At 58.7% G+C, this 24,846-nt stretch carries 20 protein-coding genes and 1 tRNA gene; 13 read left to right on the top strand and 8 right to left on the bottom strand.

The features are described from left to right. The first annotated feature begins 81 nt into the window (after window positions 1–81). The 4 genes from CA51_RS16740 to CA51_RS16725 all read left to right on the top strand — a co-directional run bounded on the left by CA51_RS16740 (window position 82) and on the right by CA51_RS16725 (window position 3,387). Window positions 82–154: transfer RNA gene (locus tag CA51_RS16740), tRNA-Thr, on the top strand. 49 nt (window positions 155–203) lie between these two features. After that, window positions 204–1,529 (top strand): DNA-directed RNA polymerase subunit alpha C-terminal domain-containing protein, encoded by a 1,326-nt coding sequence (locus CA51_RS16735; RefSeq protein ID WP_145122376.1) that lies wholly within the window; start codon window positions 204–206, stop codon window positions 1,527–1,529. 8 nt (window positions 1,530–1,537) lie between these two features. Then, window positions 1,538–2,665 carry a tRNA guanosine(34) transglycosylase Tgt gene (tgt, locus tag CA51_RS16730; protein ID WP_417729943.1) on the top strand — a complete coding sequence of 376 codons (1,128 nt, stop codon included), beginning with the start codon at window positions 1,538–1,540 and terminating at the stop codon, window positions 2,663–2,665. A gap of 68 nt (window positions 2,666–2,733) precedes the next feature. Further along, on the top strand, window positions 2,734–3,387 hold the full coding sequence (locus CA51_RS16725; protein WP_145122375.1) for a hypothetical protein: 654 nt from the start codon (window positions 2,734–2,736) through the stop codon (window positions 3,385–3,387). Window positions 3,388–3,402: 15 nt separating this feature from the next. Here CA51_RS16725 and CA51_RS16720 read toward each other — a convergent pair whose 3' ends face one another. Together CA51_RS16720 and CA51_RS16715 are read right to left on the bottom strand one after the other, a co-directional pair. Then, window positions 3,403–4,071 carry a hypothetical protein gene (locus CA51_RS16720; protein WP_145122374.1) on the bottom strand — a complete coding sequence of 223 codons (669 nt, stop codon included), beginning with the start codon at window positions 4,069–4,071 and terminating at the stop codon, window positions 3,403–3,405. Window positions 4,072–4,663: 592 nt separating this feature from the next. Next, window positions 4,664–5,542 carry a diguanylate cyclase gene (locus CA51_RS16715; protein WP_145122373.1) on the bottom strand — a complete coding sequence of 293 codons (879 nt, stop codon included), beginning with the start codon at window positions 5,540–5,542 and terminating at the stop codon, window positions 4,664–4,666. Window positions 5,543–5,859: 317 nt separating this feature from the next. Between CA51_RS16715 and CA51_RS16710 the strand changes: the two genes are divergently transcribed. From CA51_RS16710 to CA51_RS16680, 7 genes are all read left to right on the top strand, one after another. Beyond that, window positions 5,860–8,202 carry a protein kinase domain-containing protein gene (locus CA51_RS16710; protein WP_145122372.1) on the top strand — a complete coding sequence of 781 codons (2,343 nt, stop codon included), beginning with the start codon at window positions 5,860–5,862 and terminating at the stop codon, window positions 8,200–8,202. A gap of 263 nt (window positions 8,203–8,465) precedes the next feature. After that, window positions 8,466–9,191, top strand: coding sequence for a hypothetical protein (locus CA51_RS16705; RefSeq protein WP_145122371.1), 726 nt, complete (start codon window positions 8,466–8,468; stop codon window positions 9,189–9,191). Further along, complete coding sequence (locus tag CA51_RS16700; protein WP_197451244.1) at window positions 9,188–10,660, top strand: aldehyde dehydrogenase family protein; 1,473 nt, start codon at window positions 9,188–9,190, stop codon at window positions 10,658–10,660. Before CA51_RS16705 ends, CA51_RS16700 begins: the two co-directional genes overlap by 4 nt. A 15-nt stretch (window positions 10,661–10,675) precedes the next feature. Next, window positions 10,676–12,193 carry a phytoene desaturase family protein gene (locus tag CA51_RS16695; RefSeq protein ID WP_145122369.1) on the top strand — a complete coding sequence of 506 codons (1,518 nt, stop codon included), beginning with the start codon at window positions 10,676–10,678 and terminating at the stop codon, window positions 12,191–12,193. 309 nt (window positions 12,194–12,502) lie between these two features. Then, window positions 12,503–13,210 carry a response regulator gene (locus CA51_RS16690; protein ID WP_145122368.1) on the top strand — a complete coding sequence of 236 codons (708 nt, stop codon included), beginning with the start codon at window positions 12,503–12,505 and terminating at the stop codon, window positions 13,208–13,210. A 93-nt stretch (window positions 13,211–13,303) separates the two neighbouring features. Next, on the top strand, window positions 13,304–13,615 hold the full coding sequence (locus CA51_RS16685; protein WP_145122367.1) for a hypothetical protein: 312 nt from the start codon (window positions 13,304–13,306) through the stop codon (window positions 13,613–13,615). Window positions 13,616–13,773: 158 nt separating this feature from the next. Next, entirely contained in the window at window positions 13,774–14,661 is an 888-nt protein-coding gene (locus CA51_RS16680; protein ID WP_145122366.1) for an HAD family hydrolase, read from the top strand. A 45-nt stretch (window positions 14,662–14,706) separates the two neighbouring features. Here CA51_RS16680 and lepA read toward each other — a convergent pair whose 3' ends face one another. The 6 genes from lepA to CA51_RS16650 form a co-directional block, all read right to left on the bottom strand. Continuing rightward, the gene (gene lepA, locus CA51_RS16675; RefSeq protein ID WP_145122365.1) at window positions 14,707–16,521 is read right to left on the bottom strand and encodes a translation elongation factor 4; all 1,815 of its coding nucleotides are present in this window, start codon (window positions 16,519–16,521) and stop codon (window positions 14,707–14,709) included. Between the two features lie 49 nt (window positions 16,522–16,570). Continuing rightward, window positions 16,571–17,614 carry an ROK family protein gene (locus tag CA51_RS16670; protein ID WP_145122364.1) on the bottom strand — a complete coding sequence of 348 codons (1,044 nt, stop codon included), beginning with the start codon at window positions 17,612–17,614 and terminating at the stop codon, window positions 16,571–16,573. A 207-nt stretch (window positions 17,615–17,821) separates the two neighbouring features. Next, window positions 17,822–18,997 carry an HD domain-containing phosphohydrolase gene (locus tag CA51_RS16665; RefSeq protein WP_145122363.1) on the bottom strand — a complete coding sequence of 392 codons (1,176 nt, stop codon included), beginning with the start codon at window positions 18,995–18,997 and terminating at the stop codon, window positions 17,822–17,824. 4 nt (window positions 18,998–19,001) lie between these two features. Continuing rightward, window positions 19,002–20,189 carry an HDOD domain-containing protein gene (locus CA51_RS16660; RefSeq protein WP_145122362.1) on the bottom strand — a complete coding sequence of 396 codons (1,188 nt, stop codon included), beginning with the start codon at window positions 20,187–20,189 and terminating at the stop codon, window positions 19,002–19,004. Between the two features lie 416 nt (window positions 20,190–20,605). Then, window positions 20,606–21,310, bottom strand: coding sequence for a ribonuclease PH (gene rph, locus CA51_RS16655; RefSeq protein WP_145122361.1), 705 nt, complete (start codon window positions 21,308–21,310; stop codon window positions 20,606–20,608). A 187-nt stretch (window positions 21,311–21,497) separates the two neighbouring features. After that, window positions 21,498–23,201, bottom strand: coding sequence for an NADPH-dependent assimilatory sulfite reductase hemoprotein subunit (locus CA51_RS16650; protein WP_145122360.1), 1,704 nt, complete (start codon window positions 23,199–23,201; stop codon window positions 21,498–21,500). Between the two features lie 290 nt (window positions 23,202–23,491). On the opposite strand from CA51_RS16650, the gene folD reads away from it, so the two are divergent. After that, window positions 23,492–24,376 carry a bifunctional methylenetetrahydrofolate dehydrogenase/methenyltetrahydrofolate cyclohydrolase FolD gene (gene folD / locus CA51_RS16645; protein WP_145122359.1) on the top strand — a complete coding sequence of 295 codons (885 nt, stop codon included), beginning with the start codon at window positions 23,492–23,494 and terminating at the stop codon, window positions 24,374–24,376. 61 nt (window positions 24,377–24,437) lie between these two features. Continuing rightward, on the top strand, window positions 24,438–24,845 hold the full coding sequence (locus CA51_RS16640) for a hypothetical protein (protein ID WP_145122358.1): 408 nt from the start codon (window positions 24,438–24,440) through the stop codon (window positions 24,843–24,845). Window position 24,846: the final 1 nt, after the last annotated feature.

Here is a 24,846-nt window from a genome sequence, read left to right as displayed (position 1 = left end):
ATCAATTCTCCCCCAACCGTCCTCTTGACGAAATAAGGGAAATTCTTTTATCTTACTACTTCAGCTCAGTGCAAATCTCAGGCCGATGTAGCTCAACTGGCAGAGCGATTCATTCGTAATGAATAGGTTGCGGGTTCAAGTCCCACCATCGGCTCTTCACGCCTTCGCAAGGCCCGCTTGCCCTTCTGTAGGAACCCCACTCCATGGCTGAAGCTCACATGCTCGATCTGAAGGAGACGTTGCTTTCCAACGCGTCTTTTGGACCACAGGAAATCTATGTGATCCGTCAGGCTATTTCCGACGATTTCACGCACTTCACGGAGCTCAAGGAAGGCGTTGGGTTGTTGGAGCAAGACACCGATCGGACTCCCGCGTCGCAAACGCGATTGGGCATCGGTCAGTTTTTGCTGGGGCGTTTCCAAGACGCAAAGCAGACGCTGCAGTCGGCTGACGGTGGTGCGTTGGCGCAGTTCTACATCGGACGCTGCCACTTCGAGCACTGCGATTACGCCGAAGCGATGGCTTCGTTCGAAGCCGCCAAGACCGCTGGCTACAACGCCGACGAATGCAACCTGGCGATCGCAGCGGTTCACCGCTACATGGGCAATGCCGAGCAAGCGTTGGCAACGTTGGACAACATGTTTGGTCCCGTCGAGCAATCGGCTGAATACCTCTATCAGCGCGGTGCAACCGTCGCAGTGTTGGGTGGCAATCTGCCCGAAGCCGTTGCGTTGTACGAGCGAGCGATCCAAGCGAATCCGCAGCACGCGGGAGCTCTGTTTGGTCTGGCTGTCGAAAACGATCGCCACGGTAACGACGATACCGCTCTGGAACTTTACGAACGCGCTTCGAAAGCCTTCCCGACCGGCGTCGGTGTTCTGATCAACTTGGGCTTGATGAGCGAAGACCGCAACGATTTCGGCAAGGCTCAGCTTTGCTACAAGCGGATTCTCGATTGCTATCCCGACCATCCTCAGGCTCGCCTGTACATGAAGGACGCGTCGGCATCGGGCAACGTTTTGTACGACGAAGAGACACAGCGTCGCAACGATCGCCTGGCCCAGGTGTTGAACATCTCGGTCTCGAACTTCGAATTGTCCGTCCGCAGCCGCAACTGCTTGACCAAGATGGGCATCGATACGCTCGGCGATTTGACTCGCACCAGCGAAGCGGAACTGCTGGCCAGTAAGAACTTTGGTGAAACCAGCCTCTACGAAATCCGTGAGATCTTGAGCAGCAAGGGGCTGACCCTCGGCCAGTTCGCTCACGAAAAGAAGACCGCCGATCCGCCCGTCGACACCTCGCACCTGTCGCCTGCGGAACAAGCGTTGTTGGACCGTCCGATCTCCGATCTGAACCTGTCGGTTCGTGCTCGTAAGTGCATGGTCCGCTTGGGACTGAACACGATCGGCGAACTGCTTCGCAAGACCGCCGACGAACTGCTCGAATGCAAGAACTTCGGCGTGACCAGCTTGGTTGAGATTCGCGAGAAGCTCGAACAGCACAACCTGACGCTCCGCGGCGAGTAAGGTAGTCGATTTTGCCTGCCGTCACGATCCAGTTGATCGCCGAAGATCCAAACACTCAGGCCCGCGCTGGTTTGTTGACGACGCCTCACGGCGAAGTTCCCACGCCAGCCTTCATGCCTGTGGGAACGCAGGCGACGGTTAAAGGGGTGACGGTCGATCAATTGAAGCAGTTGGGTGCTTCGATGATCCTCGGCAATACCTACCATCTTGGTCTTCGCCCCGGGCATGAACTGATCCGTTCGCTCGGAGGCCTGCATCGCTTCAGCGGCTGGGACGGCCCGATCTTAACCGATTCGGGCGGCTTCCAAATCTTCAGCCTCGCCCAGCTGACGAAGATCACCGAACACGGCGCGACGTTCAAGTCGCACATCGATGGCCGGGCGATCGAGCTGACGCCCGAGCTGTCTATCGACATTCAAGAATCGCTCGGCAGCGACGTCGCGATGGTTCTGGATCATGTAATCGCGCTGCCAAACGAACCCGCCGTGATCGAAGATGCCATGGAGCGATCGATCCGTTGGGCGAAGCGTTGCCTGGAACATGCCTCGCGGGAAGACCAAGCTCGGTTTGCGATCGTGCAAGGTGGATTGGATCCCGAACTGCGACGGCAGTGTGCTCAGGAGATGAGCAAAGAGGACTTCGAGGGCTTCGCGATCGGCGGCCTCAGTGTTGGCGAACCGCCGGCGGAGATGTACAAGACGATCGAGGCGACGGTTCCGTATCTGCCGAAGGCCAAGCCGCGGTATCTGATGGGCGTCGGGACACCGATCGATCTTGTCGAAGCGATCGCTCGCGGTGTCGATATGTTTGATTGTGTGATGCCGACGCGAAACGGCCGCAATGCATTGGCCTTTACCGCCACCGGATCGATGAAGTTGCGAAACGCAAAGTTTCGTGAAGACGCTCGTCCGCTGGAGGAGGATTGCCCTTGTCCGGCTTGCCGGCACAGCCGCGCCTACATTCGCCACCTGTTTGTCGCCGGAGAGATGCTGGGGCCGATCCTGTTGTCGATCCACAACCTGACGTTCTACCAGCGGTTGGTTCGGGAAGCACGAGCTCATATTCAAGCGGGTACCTATTCAACTTTCCTGGATCAGCAGCGTCAGATTTGGACGCCTGTCACGCAGGACGTCTGACGCCGAGCAGTTCTGTCTCAGCGTTTTGCGACTGTTATTCACTCGACGACCGGTCTACGATAAACGCTATGATTGACTCATTCTCTATCGCGCTGGCGCTTGGCCCCTTGGCGATCTACCTGATGGTGATCGGTTATCTTCAGTCGGCTCGTCGCCCGACCGTAACGACAGGTGCGCAAGACACCATCGCATTGGCGATCGGTGTTGGTGGGTTTGTGCTTGCCGGCCCCTTGGTGCTCTTCTTTCCGACGATGGCCTACGGCATGTTGGGCTGGATCGTATGGATGATGTTGGCGGTGTTTTTCTTGCTTTCGCTGCTGTTGATTATTCTGACGATGCGGCCCCGGATGGTGATCTACGGTGCGACCGCCGATGACGTGCGTGGCCCGTTGTTGCGAGCGGCTCAGTCGATCGATCCCGGTGCTCGTCTCGAAGGCCAGCAGATCTGGTTCCCCGCCGTCGGGACAGCGGTCCGGTTGGAGGTCTTTTCGCCGCAGGACACACCTCAAATCGTTCCCCCTTTGCAAACGATCTCCCCTGTTTTCTGGCGACGCTTGGTGCAAGCAACGCGTCGCGAACTGGGCCAAGTCGAAAACGCTTCCCGGTTCAGAGGAGTGGGGCTGTTGCTGTTGGCGCTGGTGATCCTCGGGTTCGTGGGGATGCAGATCGCGATGCAGCCCCAGGAGATCGTCTCTGGATTCCGCGAGTGGTTGCGACTGTAGTCGGCGTCCGTTAGTTCACTGTCCTGACGGATGCGGTTGCCAGTACCGCTGTCCAGTCATCATTAAGTAGCAGATGGACATCGCCAGCATCCCCACGGGAATCGTGACTAACGCGCCAGCGATGCACATCAGAAAGCCAAGGATATTCAGTACGGACGAGACAATCCCCAAAACAAAAGTGTTGAGGCGATTTCCTTTCGCATGTTGCCCCGAGAGTCGGAACGCTTCCATCACTCCGCAATCACGATCGACCAAAAAGTAGAAACACCAACAGTATGTCAGGCTGAAGTAGATTCCTGGGACTATTAGCAGAAGAAGTCCTAGATACATTCCCAGTGTAAATAGAATCGATACTCCTATATATCGCAGCACAAATGGCCCTCCGCTGAAGAGCATCCCGAGCTCTACCGCTTGCCCTCGCGCCACTGCGATGCCAAGACGTATCGCTCCGATCCCAATCCAGAGCTGAATTAGTTGGCTTATTAATGACGTCGCGATATTCACAACGGAATTCACCGGAGAATTCGGATCTCCTGTCACCTTGACCATGGCAACTGTTAAGGCCATGGTTGCGAGCATCAGACCACCAGATACACCCACGATAACCAGCACCGATCCAATCAGAAGGCCAGCATTCCTTTTGAATAACTCCCATCCGAGCGAAACCGCTCCGATAGGATCCATCGGCTGAACCGAAAGCGTTCCCGAGCCGCCAGATCCCATCGGTTGTGAAGCCGCAGCTGGCGAGGCGTATGGATTTTGGTGGGACGCCGCGGCCCCGCCGAAGTTGCCCCCGCCAAATCCGCCCGCGCCAAGATTGTCACCGGCGGGCTGATCACCGGTTGGCCCGCCGAAGTCGAAGGGATCGTTTGAGGGAGTAGGCGCAGCGGGTGCCGGCTCCTCCGTTTGTGAGGCAGGGATTGTCAGAATCCGAGCGCAGTTGGGGCACTTGGCTTGCTTGCCAGCGCTGTTGTCGGGCACTCGGAGTTTCTGTTGGCACCCATCACAGGGAAATTCGATCGGCATAACGGCGCTACCTCGCTTCTATTGGAACCTATTCGCCTTCGGGGGAAACGTGTCCCCCGCAGGCACTGGACCGATAGCGTAAGCGACTGCGCAAACTGCGCCAATTGAATTTCTCTGCGTGCCAAGCATGCGTAGGTAACGTCTGCTAACGCCCGATCGATCCCCGTCGCGGGCGATCCGAGGTGACATCTAGGGACATTAAGTTACCGTGAAATCGACAGTCGGCGACGCTCGACGCCGCCTACGAACTCTATCCGACGACTTGATTGCGGCCGGCGTGCTTGGCTTGGTACAAGTACTTGTCGGCCGCGTCGAGCAGTGCCGCTCGGGTTTCGATTTCGTCGACCGCGGGAGCGGCTACGCCGAGACTGATCGTTACTTCGAGCAAGCCGGCCGATGTTTTGAAGGCTTCTTTAGCGCAAGCCTTGCGGCAACGCTCGGCGACATCCAGAGCGTTCTTGCGATTCGATTCGACGATCACGATCGCAAACTCTTCGCCGCCAAACCTCGCCAGGATTTCGTCGCTGCGGAGTACATCGCCCAACCGCGACGAGATTTGCTGAAGGACTTCGTCACCTGCCAGGTGCCCGTGGGTGTCGTTGATCGATTTGAAGTGGTCGATGTCTAACAATATCACCGCGATCGGCCGCTTGTATCGACGGCACCGGGCGACCTCGCGGTCGAGGCTTTCCAGCAGGTAGCGTTTATTAAAAACGCCGGTCAGCCCGTCGCGGGTCATCATCGAATAAACGGTCTCGTGGTACTGCGCCTCGAGGTCGTGGTCGGCCAGAAAGCGAAAGATCCGGCTGCCCAATTGGATGCGGTCGCCGGTCTGCAGTTCGTGGGACTGCACCGCTTGGCCGTTGATGATCACGCCGTTGGTGCTGTCGAGATCGCGGATTGTGTAGTGGTCCCCCTGTTTGACGATCTCCGCATGCCGCCGCGACACCGAATGGTCGGGCAGTCGCAGGCTGCAGTGCGAATCGCGGCCAATCTGGATCGTTTCCATGATCTCTATCGGCCCGCGATCCAGATCCAGCGGATGGATCTGCACCAACCATCGCTGCGATCCGACAGCATCTTGGGTTGCTGGATCGACCAATAGAGTAGGTTCCTGGAGCATTGACATCTGGCATTTCCAGCGGCAGAAGAGAAGGAAAGAGCGGCAACTTGATCGAGAGGAACTGCAGTCCCTCTTCAGAAAATGGTGAGCCACGTTTTTCGCCGCTGGCCCGCGATCGGGATCGATGCGGAAAAATTTGAAGCGATCCTCAGCGGCATCGGGCGCGTTGTAGCAGGTGTTCGGGCTGTCCCGATTGCTCGGAGCGTAGGCCGCCTGTCGCCGGCTCGGTTTAGCAACGCTTGTCGGTCAGAGAATTCTATGTTTACACGCCGCGGCGAATTTGCCGACGTCACTCCACTCGATCGTCTACTGAGTTTTTGTTCATGAATGCTTCCAGCGGTTTCGATACGACCACCATCGCTTCGGGGAGTGCGTCGTTGGCCGAAGCACTACAGCACGAGGCCTTGCCGTTGGGGGCTGACCGGTACGCCGGCGATCAAGAACTGGGCCGCGGTGGTTGGGGCGTTGTGATCCGCGCCAGCGATCGTCAGTTGGAACGCGATGTCGCAGTCAAAGTCTTGGGAGCTCACGCGAGCGGCGACGACAACTTGGTGCAGCGTTTCATCCACGAAGGGATGATCACGGCGCAACTGCAGCACCCCGGGATCGTGCCGGTTTATGAGCGGGGCGTTCGTCGCGAGGACGGTCAGCCGTTTTATGCGATGAAGTTGTTGGATGGCGTCACGCTGGAACACAAGATTCGCGACTACCATTGCATGTCACCGGGGCCGAAAAAGCAGGTCCAGTTGCACAAGCTGCTGCGATGTTTCGTCGATATCTGCGATGCGATCGCTTATGCGCATCAACAACAGGTCATCCACCGCGACTTGAAACCAGCCAACGTGATCGTGGGGCAGTTCGGTGAAACGGTAGTCGTCGATTGGGGATTGGCGAAGCGAATCGGTACCGACGCCGACGATTCAGAACAGCAGTGCGACAGTGCGATGGCGACGCTCGCCGCGGGGACGCCGCTGGTTTCAGCGACCGGACCGCTCGATTCCGCGTCGCTCGATCCCGTCGAGACCAGGATGGGGACGATCATCGGAACGCCCGCCTACATGGCGCCCGAGCAGGCGCGTGGCGAGACCGACAGAATCGGACCGGCTAGCGATATCTATGCGTTGGGAGTCATGTTGTATGAACTGCTGACAGGGCGAACGCCGTTTCAAGCCGACGACGCACAGACGATGATCGCTAAAGTAATCTCGGGAGACTGTAAGGCTCCGCGAACTCTGGATCGCAGAATTCCTGGGCCGCTGGATTCGATCTGCAACAAAGCGATAGCGCGGCGTCCGGAGGACCGCTACGTAACGGCACAACAGATCTCCGATGATATCAGTCGGTTTCTGGCGGGCGACAAAGTCAGTTCGCACCGCGAAACGTTGATCGAATCGGTCGGCCGCGCCAGTCGCCGCCGCCCGGCACTCGTAGCCGCAACGGTTGTGGGAGCGACGATTTTGGCGATCTCTGCGTCGGTCACCAGCGTCGTCGTAACGCGTGCCCATCGCGCCGAACGGTTCGCCAAGGAAGAGGCTTGGGCGGCGCATGCAAAAGAATCTGGTATGCGTAAACGCGCCGAGCGCGAACGTCGCTGGGCGCACAAGCATCTGCGGCAAGTGCAGGGGGCGGCAGACATCTGGTTGAACCAATGGAACGTCGCATTGGAATATTATCCCGACGCCTCGCCTCTTCGTAGCGACCTGCTGCGGCAAGCGATCCACCACTATCAATCGCTCTACTATCAACTGGCTGATCAACCACAGCAACAGGTCGAAGCTGTCCGCTGCCTGATCCAAATCGCCAATTTGAAGTGGCTGTCGAACGATCCGATCGCAGCTCAGCAGAACTATCTGATGGCTCGCGATACGCTCGCCGCGATTTCCGTCGCCAATTCCTCGCAGCCGCGGATTCAACGCGAACGCGTGCGGATTGCGTCGGGGCTGGTGCGATTTGATTTGCGCGATGATGCGGCGAAGGGGGCCGGCGTTGCGGCGGATGAAAACGTTGTGGCGCTGCAAGCTGCGTTGGATTCGTTAGCCGAACCATCGAGCCAATCGGAGGTTGATCCGGTGGTGGAATCGGAATCGCTCGATGCTCTGGCTCGCGGGCAGCTTGAACTTGGCCGTGCTCTGACTCGCGCCGCCGCCGATAACGCGGTGCTGGCGTTGCAACATGGCGTGAGGTGGGCGAGTCAGCTGGCTCGCCAGGAACCAACGACTCCGCTGCAATTGATGGCCGAGTTGCAGATTGCCTTGGCGGACGCCTATCGTCTGGCTGGCCAGGACGTCCAGGCTGCCGGTACGCTGGGAGAGCTGAATGATCGGATCAGCGAAGCGCTGCAGGTCGCACCCGGGCGTTCCGATTGGCTTTCTCTCAGGGCCTGGACCCTCATTCGTTGGGGGCAATTGCAGCAGCAGTTGGGGCAACCGGATCGGGCGGCAAACGCGTATCATCTTGGGCTCGTCGACCTCGCGGCAGCCTGGCGGTTGCCGGCGGAAGAGCTCTCGACGCAGGAGAGCGTATCGAATGACGGGGGGCTGCGATGGCGAGCTTTAGCCGATCGCTGCCTCGCACACGCCATCGATGTAAATCTCGAGAGGGGATCTGTGGGGCAACTGGCTTGGGGGCCTTTGCTACAGCAACTGTTGGGTGACGAATCGCAGTAGCAGCGAGATTTACATGCTCCACCAGTTTGGTGGTTGATGCGTGTCTATTGCAATGGACTGTTGCCGTTGCTCGGAGCCCAGTGAAACTCGTTGCGAAATGCATTATTTCTTGGGCAGACAAGCCGGAAGAAAGTGGGTACGATGAAATGTTAGAGAGGGCTAATCCACGCGTGTGACGGCGATGCGGATGCACGGTCAGTCGCCGCCTCTTCCGTTCTTTTTTTTGGGGCAGTTCGAGGGGCCAGCGCAAGGGAGTCCGTTTAGTGCCAAAAAAGAAACCGATCGTTCCTGAGAAGGTGAAATCTCGAAGCATCACGAGTGCGCAGCGGAACTTGGCGATGCGGCGTCTGCAAGAGAGTGTTGCGTTGTCGCCGTTGTTGGTCGAGTTGGGGATCGTTGTTGCTCAACGCGGTTCGCACTTCTTTCTCGAATTCGATTACGGTGGCACTGCCATTCCTTTGGCACGCATCACGCCGATGAAAGAGAGCCCCGCATTTGCATTGGAATCCGAAGGTGATTCGGGGTGGGTGTTGTACGGCCAAGGGACGCCCAGCCGGATCGTTAAACTGCTGTGCAACGACACGCTAGGCACCTTCCATGCCTTGGGAGGGATCGACCAAGTCCTCCGCAATTCAGCGAAAAAGGTTCCCGAAGTCGTGCAGAAAACCCCGCGGACCTTTGCCTACAAACGGACCAACGCTCCCTGTTCGCTGCAGGAGGCGTTGTACTTCTATTTTGGGATTCCGTTGGTCGTTGCGATGGAGCCACGCGAGTATTACCGGCAGCACGCCGAGCCGTCGTTGTTGGAGACGAGCGACGATCAGCACCAAGTTCTGATTCGGTTTTGCAGTCGCAATCCGGCGAATCCACGGATCTTAGGACATGGATACTACCGGTTGTTAGGCGGTGATTGGTACGGCATCGGCGTGCCGCCAGAGGTCGCCAATACGTTGGACGAGGCGGAAGCCTACTTGAAGTCGACGCTGTGACGCTGGTCGATGGATCGAATTGTCGGGCGGCGTTGGACAGTGCCGCTGCGGCTCAGAAGCAATGGGCTCGACTGTCCGTGCGACAGCGCGGTTTGCGAATGCATGCCGTGCAGACTCGGATCGCTCAAGTCGCCGACGATTTGTGCGACTTGGTCACTCTGCCACAGCGGAGGTCGAAGACCGAAACGCTTTCGGCGGAGCTGATCCCGCTGTGCGAGGCGTTGCGGTATCTGCAACGCGACGCCGCCAAGGTGTTGGCAACGCGCAAGCTGCCGTTGTCCGGGCGACCGCTGTGGTTATGGGGGACGCGAGCCGAAGTGCAACGCGTCGCTTTGGGCCGCGTGTTGATCATCGCTCCTTGGAACTATCCGCTCTTTTTGGCGGGCGTTCAAGCGGCGCAGGCGTTGGTGGCTGGGAATGCTGTTCTATTGAAACCGGCTCCGGGCTGTGAAGCTGCCACGGCGACGCTTGTCGATTGTTTTCAAGCCGCTGTCGGAACCGATCTGATCCGGCAGGTTGGCAGCGACCCCGAAGTCGCCACGCGGTTGATTCAGGCAGGAGTCGAAAAGGTGGTGTTGACCGGATCGTCGACGACCGGGCGGCGGGTCGGTTCGGTGGCCGCCGACGCGTTGACTCCCGCGACGATGGAGCTGAGCGGATGCGATGCGATGGTCGTGTTGCCCGAGGCGGATCGCGCCCGCGTGGTCGAATCGCTGCTGTTCGGTTTGAGCTTCAACAGCGGAGCAACCTGCATCGCCCCCCGCCGTATCTTTCTCTGCCAGCGACAATCGGATCACTATCGCAAGCTGTTGAAACAGCGGCTGGTTCAAATGCCTTCGATCCCTGTCCATCCAGCGGTTCAAACGCGGATGATCGAGGCTGTCGAAGATGCGATCGCGCGTGGGGCTCGCGTCGTCGGCGGCTTATGGGATCGGGAAGCTTTCGAAAGGACCGGTGCCACGCCGCCGTTGGTTCTGTTTGGTGCTCAGCCCGATTGGCCTATCATGTCGGCCGATCTGTTTGCTCCGTTAGCGGCGGTTTGCGATTATGCATCCCCCGACGATTTAGTCGATCTCGTGGCGAGAGCTCCCTATGCGTTGGCAGCGTCGATCTTTGGGCCACAAAAAGAGGCGCGGCAGCTGGCTGATCTGTTGGATGTCGGAACGGTCACGATCAATGACCTTATTGTGCCAACCGCCGATCCTCGGATACCCTTTGGGGGGCGTCGCGCGAGCGGGTTCGGGACGACGCGTGGTGCCGAGGGGCTGTTGGCGATGACCTGTCCGCGGGTGATCGCCACGCAGAGGTTGCGTCATCCGAAGCATTTGGCGGCGCCGACGGCCGGCGACGAAGCGATTCTCGCCGGGCTGTTGCAACTCAAATTTGCCGCCGGCTGGCGTCTGCGTTTGCGCGGCCTGGGGCAGATGGTTCGGGGCATTCGCCAGAGCCGAAACAACGATTCACGATAAAGTCAGAACGAAGCAATGCACAAAGGAACCGAAGTGTCTCAACGCGTGGTCGTGGTCGGCGGCGGGCTGGCCGGCCTCGCCGCAGCTTGCACCGCAGCGGCTCGCGGCCACCGCGTAATCCTTCTGGATAAGAACGAATGGGTCGGCGGCAAGGCGGCTGTGCTCGAATCTGGTGGCTTCCGATTCGACATGGGGCCGACGATCTTGACGCTGCCATCGGTGCTGAAGCGAATCTTCAGCGAAGCGGGGCGCGATCTGCGGGACTACATGGAACTGGTGCCGCTGGATCCTCAGTGGCGTTGCTTTTTCGATGGCGGCGGTGTCTTAGATCTGGTGAGCGATCTTCAGCAGATGCAGCAGCGGCTGGATGAATTCACCGGCGGCCCGGAGAGTGGCGAGGGGTACGGCCGGTTCATGGAAGTCTCCAAGCAGCTGCACGAGGTCTCCGAAAAGTTCTTCTTCTGGCGCAGCATCGGATCGATCCGCGACACGATGGATGCCAGCGGCGCGTTTTCGCCGTCGGTGCTCAAGGATGTGATGAGCTTGCGGATGGGGAAAAGCGTTTCGAAGGTGGTTCGGCAGCATGTCCCCGACGACCGCGCGGCGCAGATGATCGATCACTTCACTCAGTACGTCGGGTCGTCTCCCGAAGCGTCGCCGGCGGTATTGTGTGGCATCGCTCATATGCAGACCGACGAGGGGATCTGGTATCCGATCGGCGGAACGCGCGCGGTTGTCGAAGGGCTATCGCGGTTGGCGATCGAACTGGGCGTCGATATCCGCGTCGGCGTCGACGTGGCGAGAATCAATGTCGAGTCGCGTCGAGCGACGGGAGTACAAACGACAACTGGCGAGGTGATCCCGGCCGATGCTGTGATCAGCAATTGCGATTCGGTGCGGACCTATCGCGAACTGCTGAAGGATTGCCCTCACGCGCGGCTGAAGCTCCGCGATCCGGAGCCGGCTTGCAGCGGCGTCGTGTTGTATCTGGGATTGGATCGCCGCTACGAGCAACTCCTGCATCATAACTTCGTCTTCTCTCGCGATCCCGAAGAGGAGTTCGATTACATCTACCGCCGGGGCCAACTGGCTCCCGAGCCGACCTGTTACGTCTGTGCGCCGGCGGTCACCGAACCTCAGGTCGCTCCCGAAGGTGGAGAAGCGTTGTACGTACTGGTCCATACGCCGTACCTGCGTCCCGGGCAGGATTGGTCGGTGATGCTGCCCGATTACCGGCGGCGAATCATCGAGAAGTTGCAGGAGACGGCGGAGTTGGACGACTTGGAGAGCCATATCAAATTCGAACAGGTGCTGACGCCGCAAGACATTCACAATCGCTACCGCGTCCTCAATGGAGCGATCTACGGATTGGCGAGTCACGGGAAGTTCACCGGAGCGTTTAAACCGGCGAATCGACGCAAAGACATTCGCGGTCTGTATCTCGCCGGCGGGGCGGCTCATCCGGGACCGGGGATGCCGATGGTGATGATGAGCGGTTGGATCGCGGCGGATTGCCTGGACCAAGATGCTTGATCGGCGTGCAATGTTTGGGGCTGTCCGTTTCGGGCCGGGCTGGGAATTGGCTGAGGTTTGTGCCAACCGATTTGCGTCGCGAATTGGCTTTGCGGTATTATCTTCCCTTGCGTGGCGTTAGTGGGATGTTTCGCGGCGTTGGCTTAACGTGAGCTTCACGGGATCTTCATTTGACACTAACCGGATCGGGGTAGCCAATTCGGGTGCTGTCGTCGACGATAACAGCAATGACTGCCCTGTGCGAAATTGCCGATCGCGCATTCCGAGAAGCAGAATTATTCAACAGGCAATACGAAGGTCTTCACACGCATGCCGAATATCAAAGTTCTCGTTGTCGAGGACGATCTGAGCGTCGCTGAGGTTTTGGTTTACAACCTGAAGAAAGAGGGTTTTGAGGTCTCGCGAGCGCTTGATGGCCGCGATGCGCTCAACCAGGCTCGGCTGAAGCTGCCCGATCTGGTGATCCTCGATGTGATGTTGCCATCGCTCAACGGGCTGGAAGTCTGTCGGACTTTGCGAGCTAGCGAAGATACGAAGAATATCTCGATTCTGATGCTGACGGCAAAATCGGAAGACTCCGATCAGATCGCTGGGTTTTCGATCGGTGCGGACGACTACGTCTGCAAACCGTTCAGCGTGGCGGTGCTGTTGCAGCGGGTGAAGGCGTTGCTGCGACGTCGCGAACAGGCGGCGGCGATCAAGAACCAGGATATCGTCAGCTACAAATCGGTAAGTGTCGACCGGCGACGCTATAAAGCGGCGGTCGGCGAAGAACCGTTGGATCTGACCCGCAGCGAATTCCGTTTGCTGGACACTTTGATTCGCCAACCCGGCCGGGTTTTCGATCGGGCCGAACTGATCGACGCGGCTTTGGGCGAGGATACGATGGTTTTGGAGCGTACGATCGACGTGCACATCCGTGCGTTGCGGAAGAAACTTGGGGCCTACGCCGACGTGATTGAAACCGTTCGCGGCGTTGGATACCGGTTCAGTGAGGCGATGCACGAAGAGGTCTGACCTAACTTGTCCGTCCTGGGTGCGATAGTTCTGATGTCGGCGGGAGGAACCGCTGACCGGAACCTTGCACCCCCTGCGACGGAGAGATCAACGATGGCCAAGTACTACATTGAATCGGGAACCATGAAGGCAGTTGTTTCGGCAGACGATTCGCACAAGGCGGCTCTCTGGGCTGTCCACCGTGCGATGCAACAAGTCGTGCCGATGTACGACGACCAAAACGTCACCGCGAGCGACAAGTGTGAGATGGCGACTAGCGAGGGGATGATGGTTCTGGACCAAAAGATCTCGATCAGCGAGGTTGGGTTCGACCGCTCCGACGCCCAAGTGATCAACACCTACGATGTGGTCAGCGAATGGAACCAGTTGATGGTTGCACTCTCGCGACTCGAAAGCTTGTTGTAGGACGGGGCTCTCCCGCGGTCCGCCGACAACGGTTGTGGATCAAAACGCCGCAAACCGGCAGTTCGGCGCGTCGGTTTTCTTGCTGGATCGGCGAGTCTCTTTATCGACCCCGGCCAGCAGTATAATGACCGTGTTCCAGTTCATTGGAGGACGGTTGGATGATCCGCATCGTAATGCTCGACTTTGTTGGCACGCTTGTCCGCGACGACCATGTGCTGCCGCACGTTCCGGCAGCGCTAAACGCGTTGCGGTCGTTTGTCACCGCCGATGGCGATCCGTTGGAGATCTGTTTGATCGCCGATCCTGCCGAGACGCCGCAGTATGCAGGCGAATCGGAAGCCGATTTTTTTGAACGGTTGGGCGAACTAGGACTGCGGCAATTTTTTGAGCCGGTGGAACAACGTGTTGTGTTTGTGTCACGCCAGGAACTTTCTGAGCCCAACGCGAGGTGGTTTCACGATGCGATCGATCGATTGGAGATCGAAGCATCGCCGAGCGACTGTCTGATGATCGCGAAAGCTGCCTCCTGCATCGCCGCCTGCAAATCGCAGGGGATTGATACGCTCCGGTTTGGCGATTCGGCAGACGCTGCTGGCGTCGACTTTAGCGACTGGTCCGACGCTCCCGATCTCGTCGCGCTGCGATTGGGAGCCACAGGGGATACAAATAGCGACGCGATCCTGGCTGCTGCGTTAGAGCAGGATCTACAACTTTCCGACGTGGCGATTCTGCAGCGGTTGCCGGGGAATCGAGTGTCGGCTGCGGGGAACCGTTTGCACCCGGTCAACGATCCTGCGTTGGGGGACTGCGACGGTGTCAGCGTCTATGTTCCGGTGCAGTTCGACGTCCGGTTGGATGGTGAGGGAAAGATCGCGGCTGTCGATCAACCTCCGGTTACGGAACTGGACGCGGCGGAAGCTGCGATGCAGCTGAAGGCGTTGGTCGATGCGAACCGGATCGCCGGCGGGGATGGCGATCGGGGCAAGACGCATCGGATTGAAACTCAGGGAGAGCATCGCGTCCTGAAGCGGATCCGTTTCCAATAGGACGCGGCGGCGATGGTCGCACGCCGCGCCGATGGCATTCCGCAGCTAGTGCTCTTCGCCGCTGCTGAGCACACTCATGAAGGCCTTCTGGCTGATCTCGACGCTGCCGATCGCCTTCATCCGCTTTTTACCTTCCTTCTGTTTCTGCAACAGCTTTCGCTTTCGCGAGATATCGCCGCCGTAACACTTGGCGGTGACGTTCTTCCGCATCGCCGGAACGGTCTCGCGTGCAATCACGCGGCTGCCGACAGCGGCTTGCACCGCGACCTCGAACATGTGCCGTTCGATCTCCGCTTTCAACTTCTTTGCCACTGCCCGTCCGCGGCGATCGGCATCGCCTCGGTCGCAGATGATGCTCAACGCATCGACGCGATTGCCGTTGACCAGGATGTCCATCCGGACCAGGTTGGCAGCTTCGTATCCGATCAATTCGTAGTCGAGCGTTCCGTAGCCTCGGGTGCCACTTTTGATCTTATCGTGCAGGTCGTAAATCACTTCGGCCAGCGGGATGTCGTAACTGATCATCGACCGCGTGGGGCTGAGATATTCGTTGCCTCGCAGGATACCGCGGCGGTCCTGGCACAGCTTCATCACGATGCCGATGCACTCCGACGGCACGACGATATTGCAGCGGACGATCGGCTGGCGGAACTCCGCGATATCGTTGGGATCGGGAACATCCTGCGGCTTGTGGATCTCACGCGTGTTGCCGCGGGTGTCGACGATCTCATATGTTACGTTGGGAGCGGTCTGGACGAGATCGATATCCGATTCGCTTTCCAGACGCTGTTGCACGATCTCCATGTGCAGCAGGCCCAGGAAGCCGCAGCGGAAACCAAACCCAAGGGCGTCGCTGGTTTCCGGTTCGAACTCGAAGCTGGGGTCGTTGATCGCCAATCGTTCCAACGCGTCGCGGAGATCGCTGAACTCCTGGCCATCGCTTGGGTACAAGCCACAGTAGACCATCCGCTTGGGACGCTCGTAACCTTCCAACGCTTCGGCTGGTTCGTTCCCGGCGGTGCTGACCGTGTCGCCGATGTGGACGTCGGCGAGAGATTTGATATTGCAAATCAGGTAGCCAACTTGGCCGGCGGAAAGCTGGTCGCACGCTTTACGCTGCGGTACAAACTGGCCCAATTCGACGACGTCGTGGACCGTGCCGGCTCGCAAGAATTTGATCTTCTGGCCTTTCTTGACCGTTCCGTTCATCATCCGGACGTAGGTGATCGCGCCGCGGAAATCGTCGTAGTTCGAATCGAAAACCATCGCCTGCAGCGGTGCGTCCACGTCGCCGGTAGGCGCCGGGATTTTTTCGACGATCGCCGTCATCAGCTCTTCGATTCCGATGCCCGCTTTGGCGCTACACCGCACGACGTCGTCGGGATCGATCCCCAACGACTGCTCCATCTCCTCGGTCACTTCATCGGGGCGAGCGTGCGTCAGATCGATCTTATTGATCACCGGAATGATCTTCAGATCGTGCTCCATCGCGTTGTAGGCGTTGGCGACCGTCTGGGCTTCGACCCCTTGGAAGGCATCGACCAGCAGCAGCGCCCCTTCGCAACAGGTCAAGGACCGGGAGACTTCATATTGGAAGTCGACGTGCCCGGGCGTATCGATCAAGTTCACCTCGTACGGGGTCCCTTTATGGACGTACCGCATCGAGACCGACCGCGCTTTGATGGTGATCCCACGCTGGCGTTCCAGGGCGAGATCGTCCAGCAATTGTTCTTTCATCTCGCGACGCGTCACCGTGCCGGTGAATTCCAACAACCGATCGGCCAGCGTGCTTTTGCCGTGATCGATGTGCGCAATGATACAAAAGTTTCTGATTTCCACGGGTGGCTTGTTCTCAATGATTTCGTTTGACGCTCGCCGACCGAAATGATCGCGATGCGAGGATCCGCTGCTACTGCATCCGCTTGCGATAGGCCTTCCGGGCGTATCCTGCGGCTCCTAAATAACCAGCGTCGCCCCCGAGTGAGGCGAAGCCAATTTTTGTTCCTTTGGCGACGTGGGCAAACGTGCGAGCGTGGAATTCCTTGCGGATGCCTTCCAGGAATCGTTGCCCGACCTGGGAAGCTTCGCCGCCGAAATCCATCGCTCCGCCCAACACGACCAGTCCCGGGTCGATCATGTGGATGATCGTCGTGATTCCAATTCCCAGCCAAAACGCGGTCTCGTCGACGATTTCCAACGCCAACGCGTCTCCCTCTTCCGCCGCCAAATAAACGGCTTTGGCCGACAGTTCAGTATTGCTGCCGCCGAGCAATCCCGAAAGGCTGCTCTCACCGCCGGCGGTCAATCGTTCGCGAGTTCGATCGACGACCGCGCTGGCGCTCGCGTAGGCTTCCAGTTGTCCTCGACCACCGCCCCACACGCATAACCTTGCCGTCGGCGAAGGATCGACGATCATGTGGCCGCATTCGCCACCAAAGCTGTTCTCGCCGTCGACCAATTCATCGGCAACGACGATGCCGCCTCCGACGCCCGTCCCCAGCGTCAGCAGGACCATGTTGTCTTGCCGCTGACCGGTGCCGACCCAGAATTCGCCGTATGCCGCAGCGTTGGCGTCGTTGATAAAGGCGACCGGGCGGCCCGTCGCCTCGGCAAAGGCATCGCGGATCGGGAAGTTCCACCAGTGGGGGAGGTTTGGCGGGTCCAAGAGGTAGCCGCGGGGGATATCCATCGAACCGGGACTTCCCAGCCCGATCACGGGGACATCCTCGTGGCTCAATCCCAATTCCTGCTCGATTTTAGCCCAAAAAGCGGCTGTCCGGTCGACCGCCGACTGGGGGCCTTCGGATTCCTGCGTGGGAATATGATCAAAATGCAGAGTTTTCCCCGCATCATCGACCAAGCCTATCTTGATGTTTGTGCCGCCGATGTCGATGCCCCAGAACAGGGGCTTGGTCGCGTCGTCGAGCGTCGTGGCCGGAGCCGAGCTGGGCATGGCAATCCCTTCCGATTTCAGTACTCAGTGTTTGAGCCACTGAGTATAGAAAGCCAAGTGAAATCGGACAACGAGGACCCGCAGCGATGCTTCACCGCGGGCGTTTGGCCGTTTGGGGCCGGATAAACAATGCGCTCGCGCCGTCTGCGACCGGGGAACAAAAGTCGTTCGACGCGAGCGCATCGAGGATTCTGCCCTGCGGTCTGATTAGCAGACAGCTTCGCATTCGGCGTTTTCAGCTCCGCCGACCGATTCGATTTCGAAGCTCCCCTCGATCTGGCCAAACTCGCAGAATGTCTCCAGGTTGCGGCGGATCGAATCGGTCACCTCCTGCCCACTCGCGGCGACCAATTTACCACCTTCGAGTCGGACGTCCGCGGCCAGGACCATTCCCGTCCGCAGTTCAGCTAAGGGGACGGTTCGCTGCGAGCGTTGGCAGAAGCCGGCTTCGATTTGTAGGCGGAGCGCGTCGAGAACCTCCGGATCGTAACCTGCGGGACTCTGCAGCAACTTTTCCAGCGCTGTCGTCGCGTCGGAAGTCTGTTTCATCGCGATTTCAAAATCGAGAGCCGCCTTGAGGACTCGCGCACCGATAGGGATGTCGGTCCCTGCGATCTCGTCGATCGGCAGCCCGCTGCCGTCGAATCCCTTCTCTTGATAGGCGACGATCGCAGCGACGTTATCCAGCCGCGGGATCTCTTGCAACATCGCTCGGGCGACCGATGGGTGCTGTTCGTACGCGGACCGCTCTTCGCTCGGCACCGGGATTCCTTCGAGCATGCATTCGAGCGCCCGTTCGGAGAGCGAAACGCAGCCTAGCGGGAACAGCATCGATGCGATCTTCAAATCCCAGATACTCTCGAGCTGCATTTGGTCGCCGATCGCCAGCGCGATCCGCTGCACCTGGCTGACTCGCCCAAACGCCAACGGATGGACCAGCGACAGGATCGCGCACAGCACCGTGACGCTCCCCTGCAGCGTTCCTTCCAGCAGTTCGCGTTGCCCGGTTACTAATTGGTATTGGTCCAAGCCTTCGCGGATCGCGCGTTCGAGCAGTTCGCGTGGGCAGGGTTTTGACAGAAACCGGGCGATGTTCCCTTCGTTAACTGCCTGGATCGTCGCCTGCAGGTCGGCATATCCCGACAACATGATCCGGACCGTTTCGGGGCTCACCTTGCGGACGTGCGTCAGCAGTTCGGCACCATTCATCTTGGGCATCCGCATGTCCGAAACGACGACTGCAAACGGATTCTCAGGGTCCAACAGCTCGATCGCTTCGTGGGGACCATTGGCGGTTTCGTAGTCGAGCACTCCTTCGAATTGGCGTGCGATACTGTTCAACACCTTCTGGTTATCATCAACAAACAGAACTCTCAAGGTCATCGCATTATTCCTCTTCGGTGACGGCAGTACGCCAAGTTTCCAGCCTTCCGGGAAGGCCTAACTTCGAAAATAAGTTTTCACAATCTTGGATCTCGCCATCGTCCCAAGGATCGGTTTCTTCGTGCGCGATGCAGTCGGCCGCGCACACCACGGCGGCAGCCGATGTCCGGTCGGAGGGGCAGGCGGTCGGTTGGCGGTGCAGCGCGACAGCTTGCACGATCTCTTCGGGAAGTCCCCACAGTCCCAGCAGGTACGCTCCCAGTTTCTGATCGCTGATTTCGTCGATCGCCGGTTCGGATTCCCAGAAGTGATCGTTCCCCGATGCTGGGCCCGCCGCGACCAGCGGAGACTTGGTGTGGGCATGGTTGCTGGAAACCAAGCGACCGATATCGTGCAGCAGACCCGCGGTATAAACCTCGCGCTGCAACTGCAGCGACCAGCCTTCTTTGATCGCGATTTTGCAAGCCACTCGCGCCACCCGCTGGGCATGAGCGACGTAGCTATCGAAAGAGAAGTCGGGCAGGGGAGCGGATTCGATCGATGAGGAGTGCTCCAGCATTGCGACCAACGCCTGCATCGCTTCGATGCCGAGGGCGCGAGCCGCCTGCGTGGCGCTGTATTCGCCGCCGTTGTATCCGAACATCGCGGAGTTGGCCAGTTGCAATGTCTTTGCCGTCAGGCCGGGGTCGCATGCGATCAAGCCGCCCAGTTTTTGGATCGATCCGTTGCGCGAATTCGCTTCTGCCACCACGCGTTCCAGCAGCCCGGGCGTCGTTGGTAACGAGGAGATCCCACAGACGATTCGATGCGTTTCATCGTTCCCGAACAGGCTGCGGATCGAATACGTCCGCGTCAACACGTCGCGGAGGGTTTGCGCGTCGCAGGGCTTCGACAGGAATTGATGCATCGGCAATACGGCCCGGTACATCGTGTCGCGATCGGCTTGGCCCGACAGGATGATGCGCGATGTCGCCGGATGTTCGTGGCTGACGTGATCCAGCAGGGCCGCGCCATCCATTCCCGGCATCCGCATGTCGGTCACCAGGATGTCGACGTCTTCCTGTTGCAACGCTCCGATCGCCTCGCGTCCACCGCTGGCGGTCTCAAAATCCCAATCGATATCGGCGCAGTCCAGCATCCGACTGATCGCTCGCAGAATCTGCGGTTCGTCGTCTACAAACATCACTCGCATCGTTTGCCCCTCAATGTGTTCACATGTATCGTGTCGTTGTGGATTTGTCGGTTGGCAAGTTTTGTATCGCTTACCCGTCACCAATTACCCGATCTAGAAGTCTCCATCGATCTGCCCCGTTAACGTCGAATCGTTCGATGCTACACGAAAGCATAGGACGCCTACGCGTAGGTAAGCTTTGCTTTTCGGCAAGATTCTTGGAATCGTGGTCCCGTCGGTCGACGGTCACTTAAGGACATGTGCCCGGGGTGCGGATTGATCCGATTATGAGGATCGTCCGCGATCGCGGCGGCTCGCCAGAGGGCGAGAGAGAAGAGCTAGCTGGAGTGATCGACGCAGAGCTGGCTGCTGCGTCGACCGAAGGCAATTCAAAGAAGTGGTGCGGTCCTAGCGTGACCGCAAACCGGGACGCGGGGTTACCGCTGCAGAGCCTGTTTTTGCAGACCGATCAACTGATCGATCCCTTGTTTTCCCAACCCCAGCAACTGTGTCAGTTGGTCGTTATCGAAGGTCGCCTCTTCGCCGGTCCCCTGCAGTTCAACAAATCGCCCGGCACCTGTCATCACGATGTTCATGTCGACATCGGCAGCGGAATCCAGGCGGTAATCGAGGTCCAGGTAGACCGTGTTGTCGATCACGCCGGAGCTGATCGCCGCGACGTAATCGCGGATCGGACCGTCGCCGATTTTAGAGCCCGGCAGAGCCGATTCGACGGCATCGACCAACGCGATGAATCCGCCGGTGATCGACGCGGTTCGCGTTCCACCATCGGCTTGCAAGACATCACAATCGATGTTCACCGCCAATTCGCCGAGCGCTTCGAGGTCGACGACAGCTCGCAGGCTGCGCCCGATCAGTCGTTGGATCTCGGTCGTCCGCCCGTCGACTTTGCCACCCCGATCGCGTTGCTTGCGCGCCGAGGTGCTGTGAGGCAACATGTTGTATTCGGCAGTCACCCAGCCCTTGCCCGATCCTTCGCGCCACTTCGGCAGCGATGTCGAGACCGACGCGGTGCACAGCACCACCGTTTCTCCGCAGCGATACAAGACGCTCCCGGGGGACGACTTCAAGTAATGGCGTTCGATCGAAACTTCGCGGATTTGGTTTGCGGGGCGATCCATAGGTTGGGCGGTCCAGAAGCAGGGGCGGAAAAAGGAGAAACAGATGCTGGGAGTGCGATGCCGGCGTTGGCGCTACCGACTGCCAAAAGCGAGATCGGATGATCGGGCTGCGGAATTGAAAAACCCAACGTATCCGCGGCGGACACGTTGGGCAATGTGGTTCATCGAGAGGGCAAGGCGCTCGCGTTTAAGCGGGCGTCGAGCACAGCTTCTCGAGCTCGTCTTTACCGACGCGGGCGCAGAAGTCGCCGAGCGTTTCGCTCTCTTGTCGGTAGTTCTTGTACGCCGTGAAGACGCTGACCAAAGTCGATGGGACTTCTTCGGTAGGGACCAAATCGCGGAAGATGAAGTTCAATCGGTTCCCCAACAACGCACCTCCCACAAACACGGTGTACTTACCTTTCGCTTTACCGACCAATCCGATGTCGGCGTTATACGGGCGAGCACATCCGTTGGGGCATCCGGTCATTCGGATCGTGAAGGCGTCTTTGTCGAGTCCCAGTTTGGCCAACGGAGCTTCGAGTTCGTCGATCATTTGTGGCAAAGCTCGTTCGCTTTCGGTGATCGACAACCCACAAGTCGGCAGACCGACACAGGCCATCGACCAGCGGCGAACCGTGCTGACCTCTTCGGAAACCGGAATCCCGTGCTTCTTGAGGATCTCGGTCAGCTTCGGTTTGTCTTCGGGAGCGATGTCGCAGAGGATCGCGCTCTGGTGCGAAGTCAATCGAATTTCGGGCTTCAGTTCGCTGCAGATTTCGCGGAAGCAAGCCTTCCATTGGCGTTCGGGGCCATCGGACAGACGTCCGTTTTCGACGTTCAATCCATAGGACCACTTGCCATCGCCTTGGTCTTGCCAGCCGATGTGATCGTCGAAGCCGTAAACATCGTCTTCGGTGCAATCGTCCAGTGGAGCACCAAGATGCTTCTCGACAGCGTCGCGGAATTTTTCGATTCCCCACTCGGCGATCAAGTACTTCAGGCGAGCGACCTTGCGGTCGGCCCGGTTGCCGTTGTCGCGTTGGACGATCACAACCGCTTCGGCGACCTTCAGGACATCTTCGGCTTTGACAAATGCCATCCGTTTTCCCAACGCCGGGAAGGTCTTCGCGGCCGATGGAGTTGTGCCCATGCCGCCACCGACGGTGAAGTTGTATCCGATCACCTTGCCATCGCGAACGACAGCGATCATCCCCAGGTCCTGGGTATAGACGTCGATACAGTTGTCCTCGGGCAGTGCGATCCCGATCTTGAACTTCCGCGGCAGATAGGTCTTGCCGTAGATCGGTTCGACTTCTTCGGGCGACTTCTCGTCCTGCAGCAACTGCTTCTCGCCCGTCTCATCGTCGACCAACCAGCATTGGCGGTAAGAGATCGTGCGTGGTGCCAAGTGCATCGCCAGGTCCATCGCGGCCGATTGGATCTGATCGTGGATGCTGTCGCTGCGTTTGGCTGGGCAACACATCACGTTGCGATTGACGTCGCCGCAAGCAGCAAGAGTCGACAGACCACACTCGTTGATCCGCGCAATCGTTGTCTTCAGATCGGTTTTCGGGACGCCGTGCAACTGAATCGCCTGACGCGTGGTCAGCTTCATCGTCGAATTGCCGAATTCGTCACAGAGATCCAAGTGAGCCAGGAACTGGTCCGAAGTGAGCACGCCCGACGGGATGCGGGTGCGAATCATGAACGAATAGGTTTTCCCGCCCGGCGATTTGCGGGAATCGCGATCGTCCTGTTGGTACGTGCCGTGGAACTTCAACAGCTGCAAATCGCCTTTGCCAAAGTGGTCGGTGTCCGCTTGTAGTTCGTCTGGGATCGTGCCGCGAAGATAACGAGATTCGTCCTTGAAACCTTCGACGGGGCTCAGCTTGGGAGCATCGGTGGACATTGAGCGGAGATCCTTAATAACAGTTCATTGCATGCCAAAAGTGGCAGCGATTTCAGATTGAGTTCAAAGTGACACTGTGTCACTTAAGTCAACTATAACGATTTAGACATTTTTTGACCACGCCGGTTCGTGGCCCCACCGTTGGCGTAGAAGGATCTCGATAGTGTAGTAGACGATCGTGCGTTGCATCCTTTAAGCTGCCACTGCGTACCCGCAGCCCCTTTGATTTGCTGGGCGCTGAGGGCCTGCAGCCCTTCCAATCATCCATTTTTTCGAGCGAGCAAACTCCCGTGACAGCAAGAATTCTCGATGGCAAAGCAATCGCTGCGGAGATTCGCGGCGAGACGGCTCAACAGACCGCAGACTGGATCGCTAAGGGCGGGAAGCAGCCCTGTCTGGCCGCCGTCTTGGTTGGATCAGACCCCGCTAGCGAGGTCTATGTTCGGAACAAGCAGCGGGCGTGTGAGCGAGCCGGTATCGACAGCCAATTGCATCGATTGGATGCGTCGACGTCGCAAGCCGAACTGATTGCGGTGGTCGAGCGTTTGAACAACGATCCCCACGTCGATGGAATCCTTGTCCAATTGCCGCTGCCAGCTGGGTTGGACGAGCGCGAGGTTCTCGACGTCGTCGCCCCGATGAAAGATGTCGACGCCTTCAGTCCTGAAAATGTCGGTTTGCTGGTCCAAGGACGCCCTCGATTTTTGCCCTGCACACCGCACGGCGTCGTGCAGTTGCTGAAGCGTTGCGAGATTCCGGTTCCCGGCAAACATGTCGTCGTGATCGGTCGCAGCGATATCGTCGGCAAACCGATGGCGCTGCTGTTGGCCGCTCGCGACGGAAGCTGTGGCCCCGAAGCTGCCAACGCAACGGTGACGATCGCCCATTCGCAGAGCGATGATTTGGAAGGAATCGTCCGCAGCGGCGACATCATCGTCGCTGCCGTCGGTCGACCTGAAATGGTTCGCGGATCGTGGCTCAAGCCCGGCGCGGTCGTGATCGATGTCGGCATCAATCGCGTCGGCGATCGCTTAGTCGGTGACGTCCACTTCGAAGAAGCGAGCGCCGTCGCCAGCGCAATCACTCCGGTTCCCGGTGGCGTCGGTCCGCTGACGATCGCGATGTTGTTGCAAAACACGTTGATGGCCGCAAAACTGAAAACCGGCGAAGCGTGAGCTCACGAAACGAGCAGCCGCGGAAACGCCCGAATTGAAACCCTGGGAACTTGGTCGAGCGATGTATTTTGAAGATCCGATGCCCTTCGATTGCCAGTGTGGTCATCGAGGACATTACCCGATCAGCGAACTGGTCTCGCTGAACTCTCAGTGCTCCGCCTGCGGATTTTCCCTGAAATCGCTCGGCCGTTCGATCCAGCAAACGCTGAACGTTTCGCACGCGTGCAGCAAGATCGCTGTCATCGCCGTCGAATTGGAGCTGCAATGGATGGTCGAATTCGACGATCCCGAGTTGGAACAACTCCGCACCGTCGCTGATTTTGCCGGATTGTTGGCCGCCAAGGCTGCGGAGCTTTCGCCCGCCGAAGCTCTCGACGTCGTGTTGGACAAGCTCGCGGCTCACGAAGCCGATGGCGGCGAATCGATCTCCGCCGAATCACGACTCCGCGAGCTGTTTCGCGTTTGCTAGA

The organism is Rosistilla oblonga (genome assembly GCF_007751715.1).
GTDB lineage: Bacteria > Planctomycetota > Planctomycetia > Pirellulales > Pirellulaceae > Rosistilla > Rosistilla oblonga.
Note: the sequence above shows the minus strand (reverse complement) of the source record. Positions and strands in the feature narration are given on the sequence as shown.

Coding starts and splice junctions, on each gene's coding strand:
- CA51_RS16695 (WP_145122369.1), top strand. CDS start 10,676: ATGCACAAAGGAACCGAAGTGTCTCAACGCGTGGTCGTGGTCGGCGGC.
- CA51_RS16710 (WP_145122372.1), top strand. CDS start 5,860: ATGAATGCTTCCAGCGGTTTCGATACGACCACCATCGCTTCGGGGAGT.
- CA51_RS16690 (WP_145122368.1), top strand. CDS start 12,503: ATGCCGAATATCAAAGTTCTCGTTGTCGAGGACGATCTGAGCGTCGCT.
- CA51_RS16735 (WP_145122376.1), top strand. CDS start 204: ATGGCTGAAGCTCACATGCTCGATCTGAAGGAGACGTTGCTTTCCAAC.
- CA51_RS16660 (WP_145122362.1), bottom strand. CDS start 20,189: ATGCGAGTGATGTTTGTAGACGACGAACCGCAGATTCTGCGAGCGATC.
- CA51_RS16720 (WP_145122374.1), bottom strand. CDS start 4,071: ATGGATCCTATCGGAGCGGTTTCGCTCGGATGGGAGTTATTCAAAAGG.
- CA51_RS16680 (WP_145122366.1), top strand. CDS start 13,774: ATGATCCGCATCGTAATGCTCGACTTTGTTGGCACGCTTGTCCGCGAC.
- CA51_RS16650 (WP_145122360.1), bottom strand. CDS start 23,201: ATGTCCACCGATGCTCCCAAGCTGAGCCCCGTCGAAGGTTTCAAGGAC.
- CA51_RS16685 (WP_145122367.1), top strand. CDS start 13,304: ATGGCCAAGTACTACATTGAATCGGGAACCATGAAGGCAGTTGTTTCG.
- CA51_RS16715 (WP_145122373.1), bottom strand. CDS start 5,542: ATGTCAATGCTCCAGGAACCTACTCTATTGGTCGATCCAGCAACCCAA.
- CA51_RS16640 (WP_145122358.1), top strand. CDS start 24,438: ATGTATTTTGAAGATCCGATGCCCTTCGATTGCCAGTGTGGTCATCGA.
- CA51_RS16665 (WP_145122363.1), bottom strand. CDS start 18,997: ATGACCTTGAGAGTTCTGTTTGTTGATGATAACCAGAAGGTGTTGAAC.
- rph (WP_145122361.1), bottom strand. CDS start 21,310: ATGGATCGCCCCGCAAACCAAATCCGCGAAGTTTCGATCGAACGCCAT.
- CA51_RS16670 (WP_145122364.1), bottom strand. CDS start 17,614: ATGCCCAGCTCGGCTCCGGCCACGACGCTCGACGACGCGACCAAGCCC.
- CA51_RS16725 (WP_145122375.1), top strand. CDS start 2,734: ATGATTGACTCATTCTCTATCGCGCTGGCGCTTGGCCCCTTGGCGATC.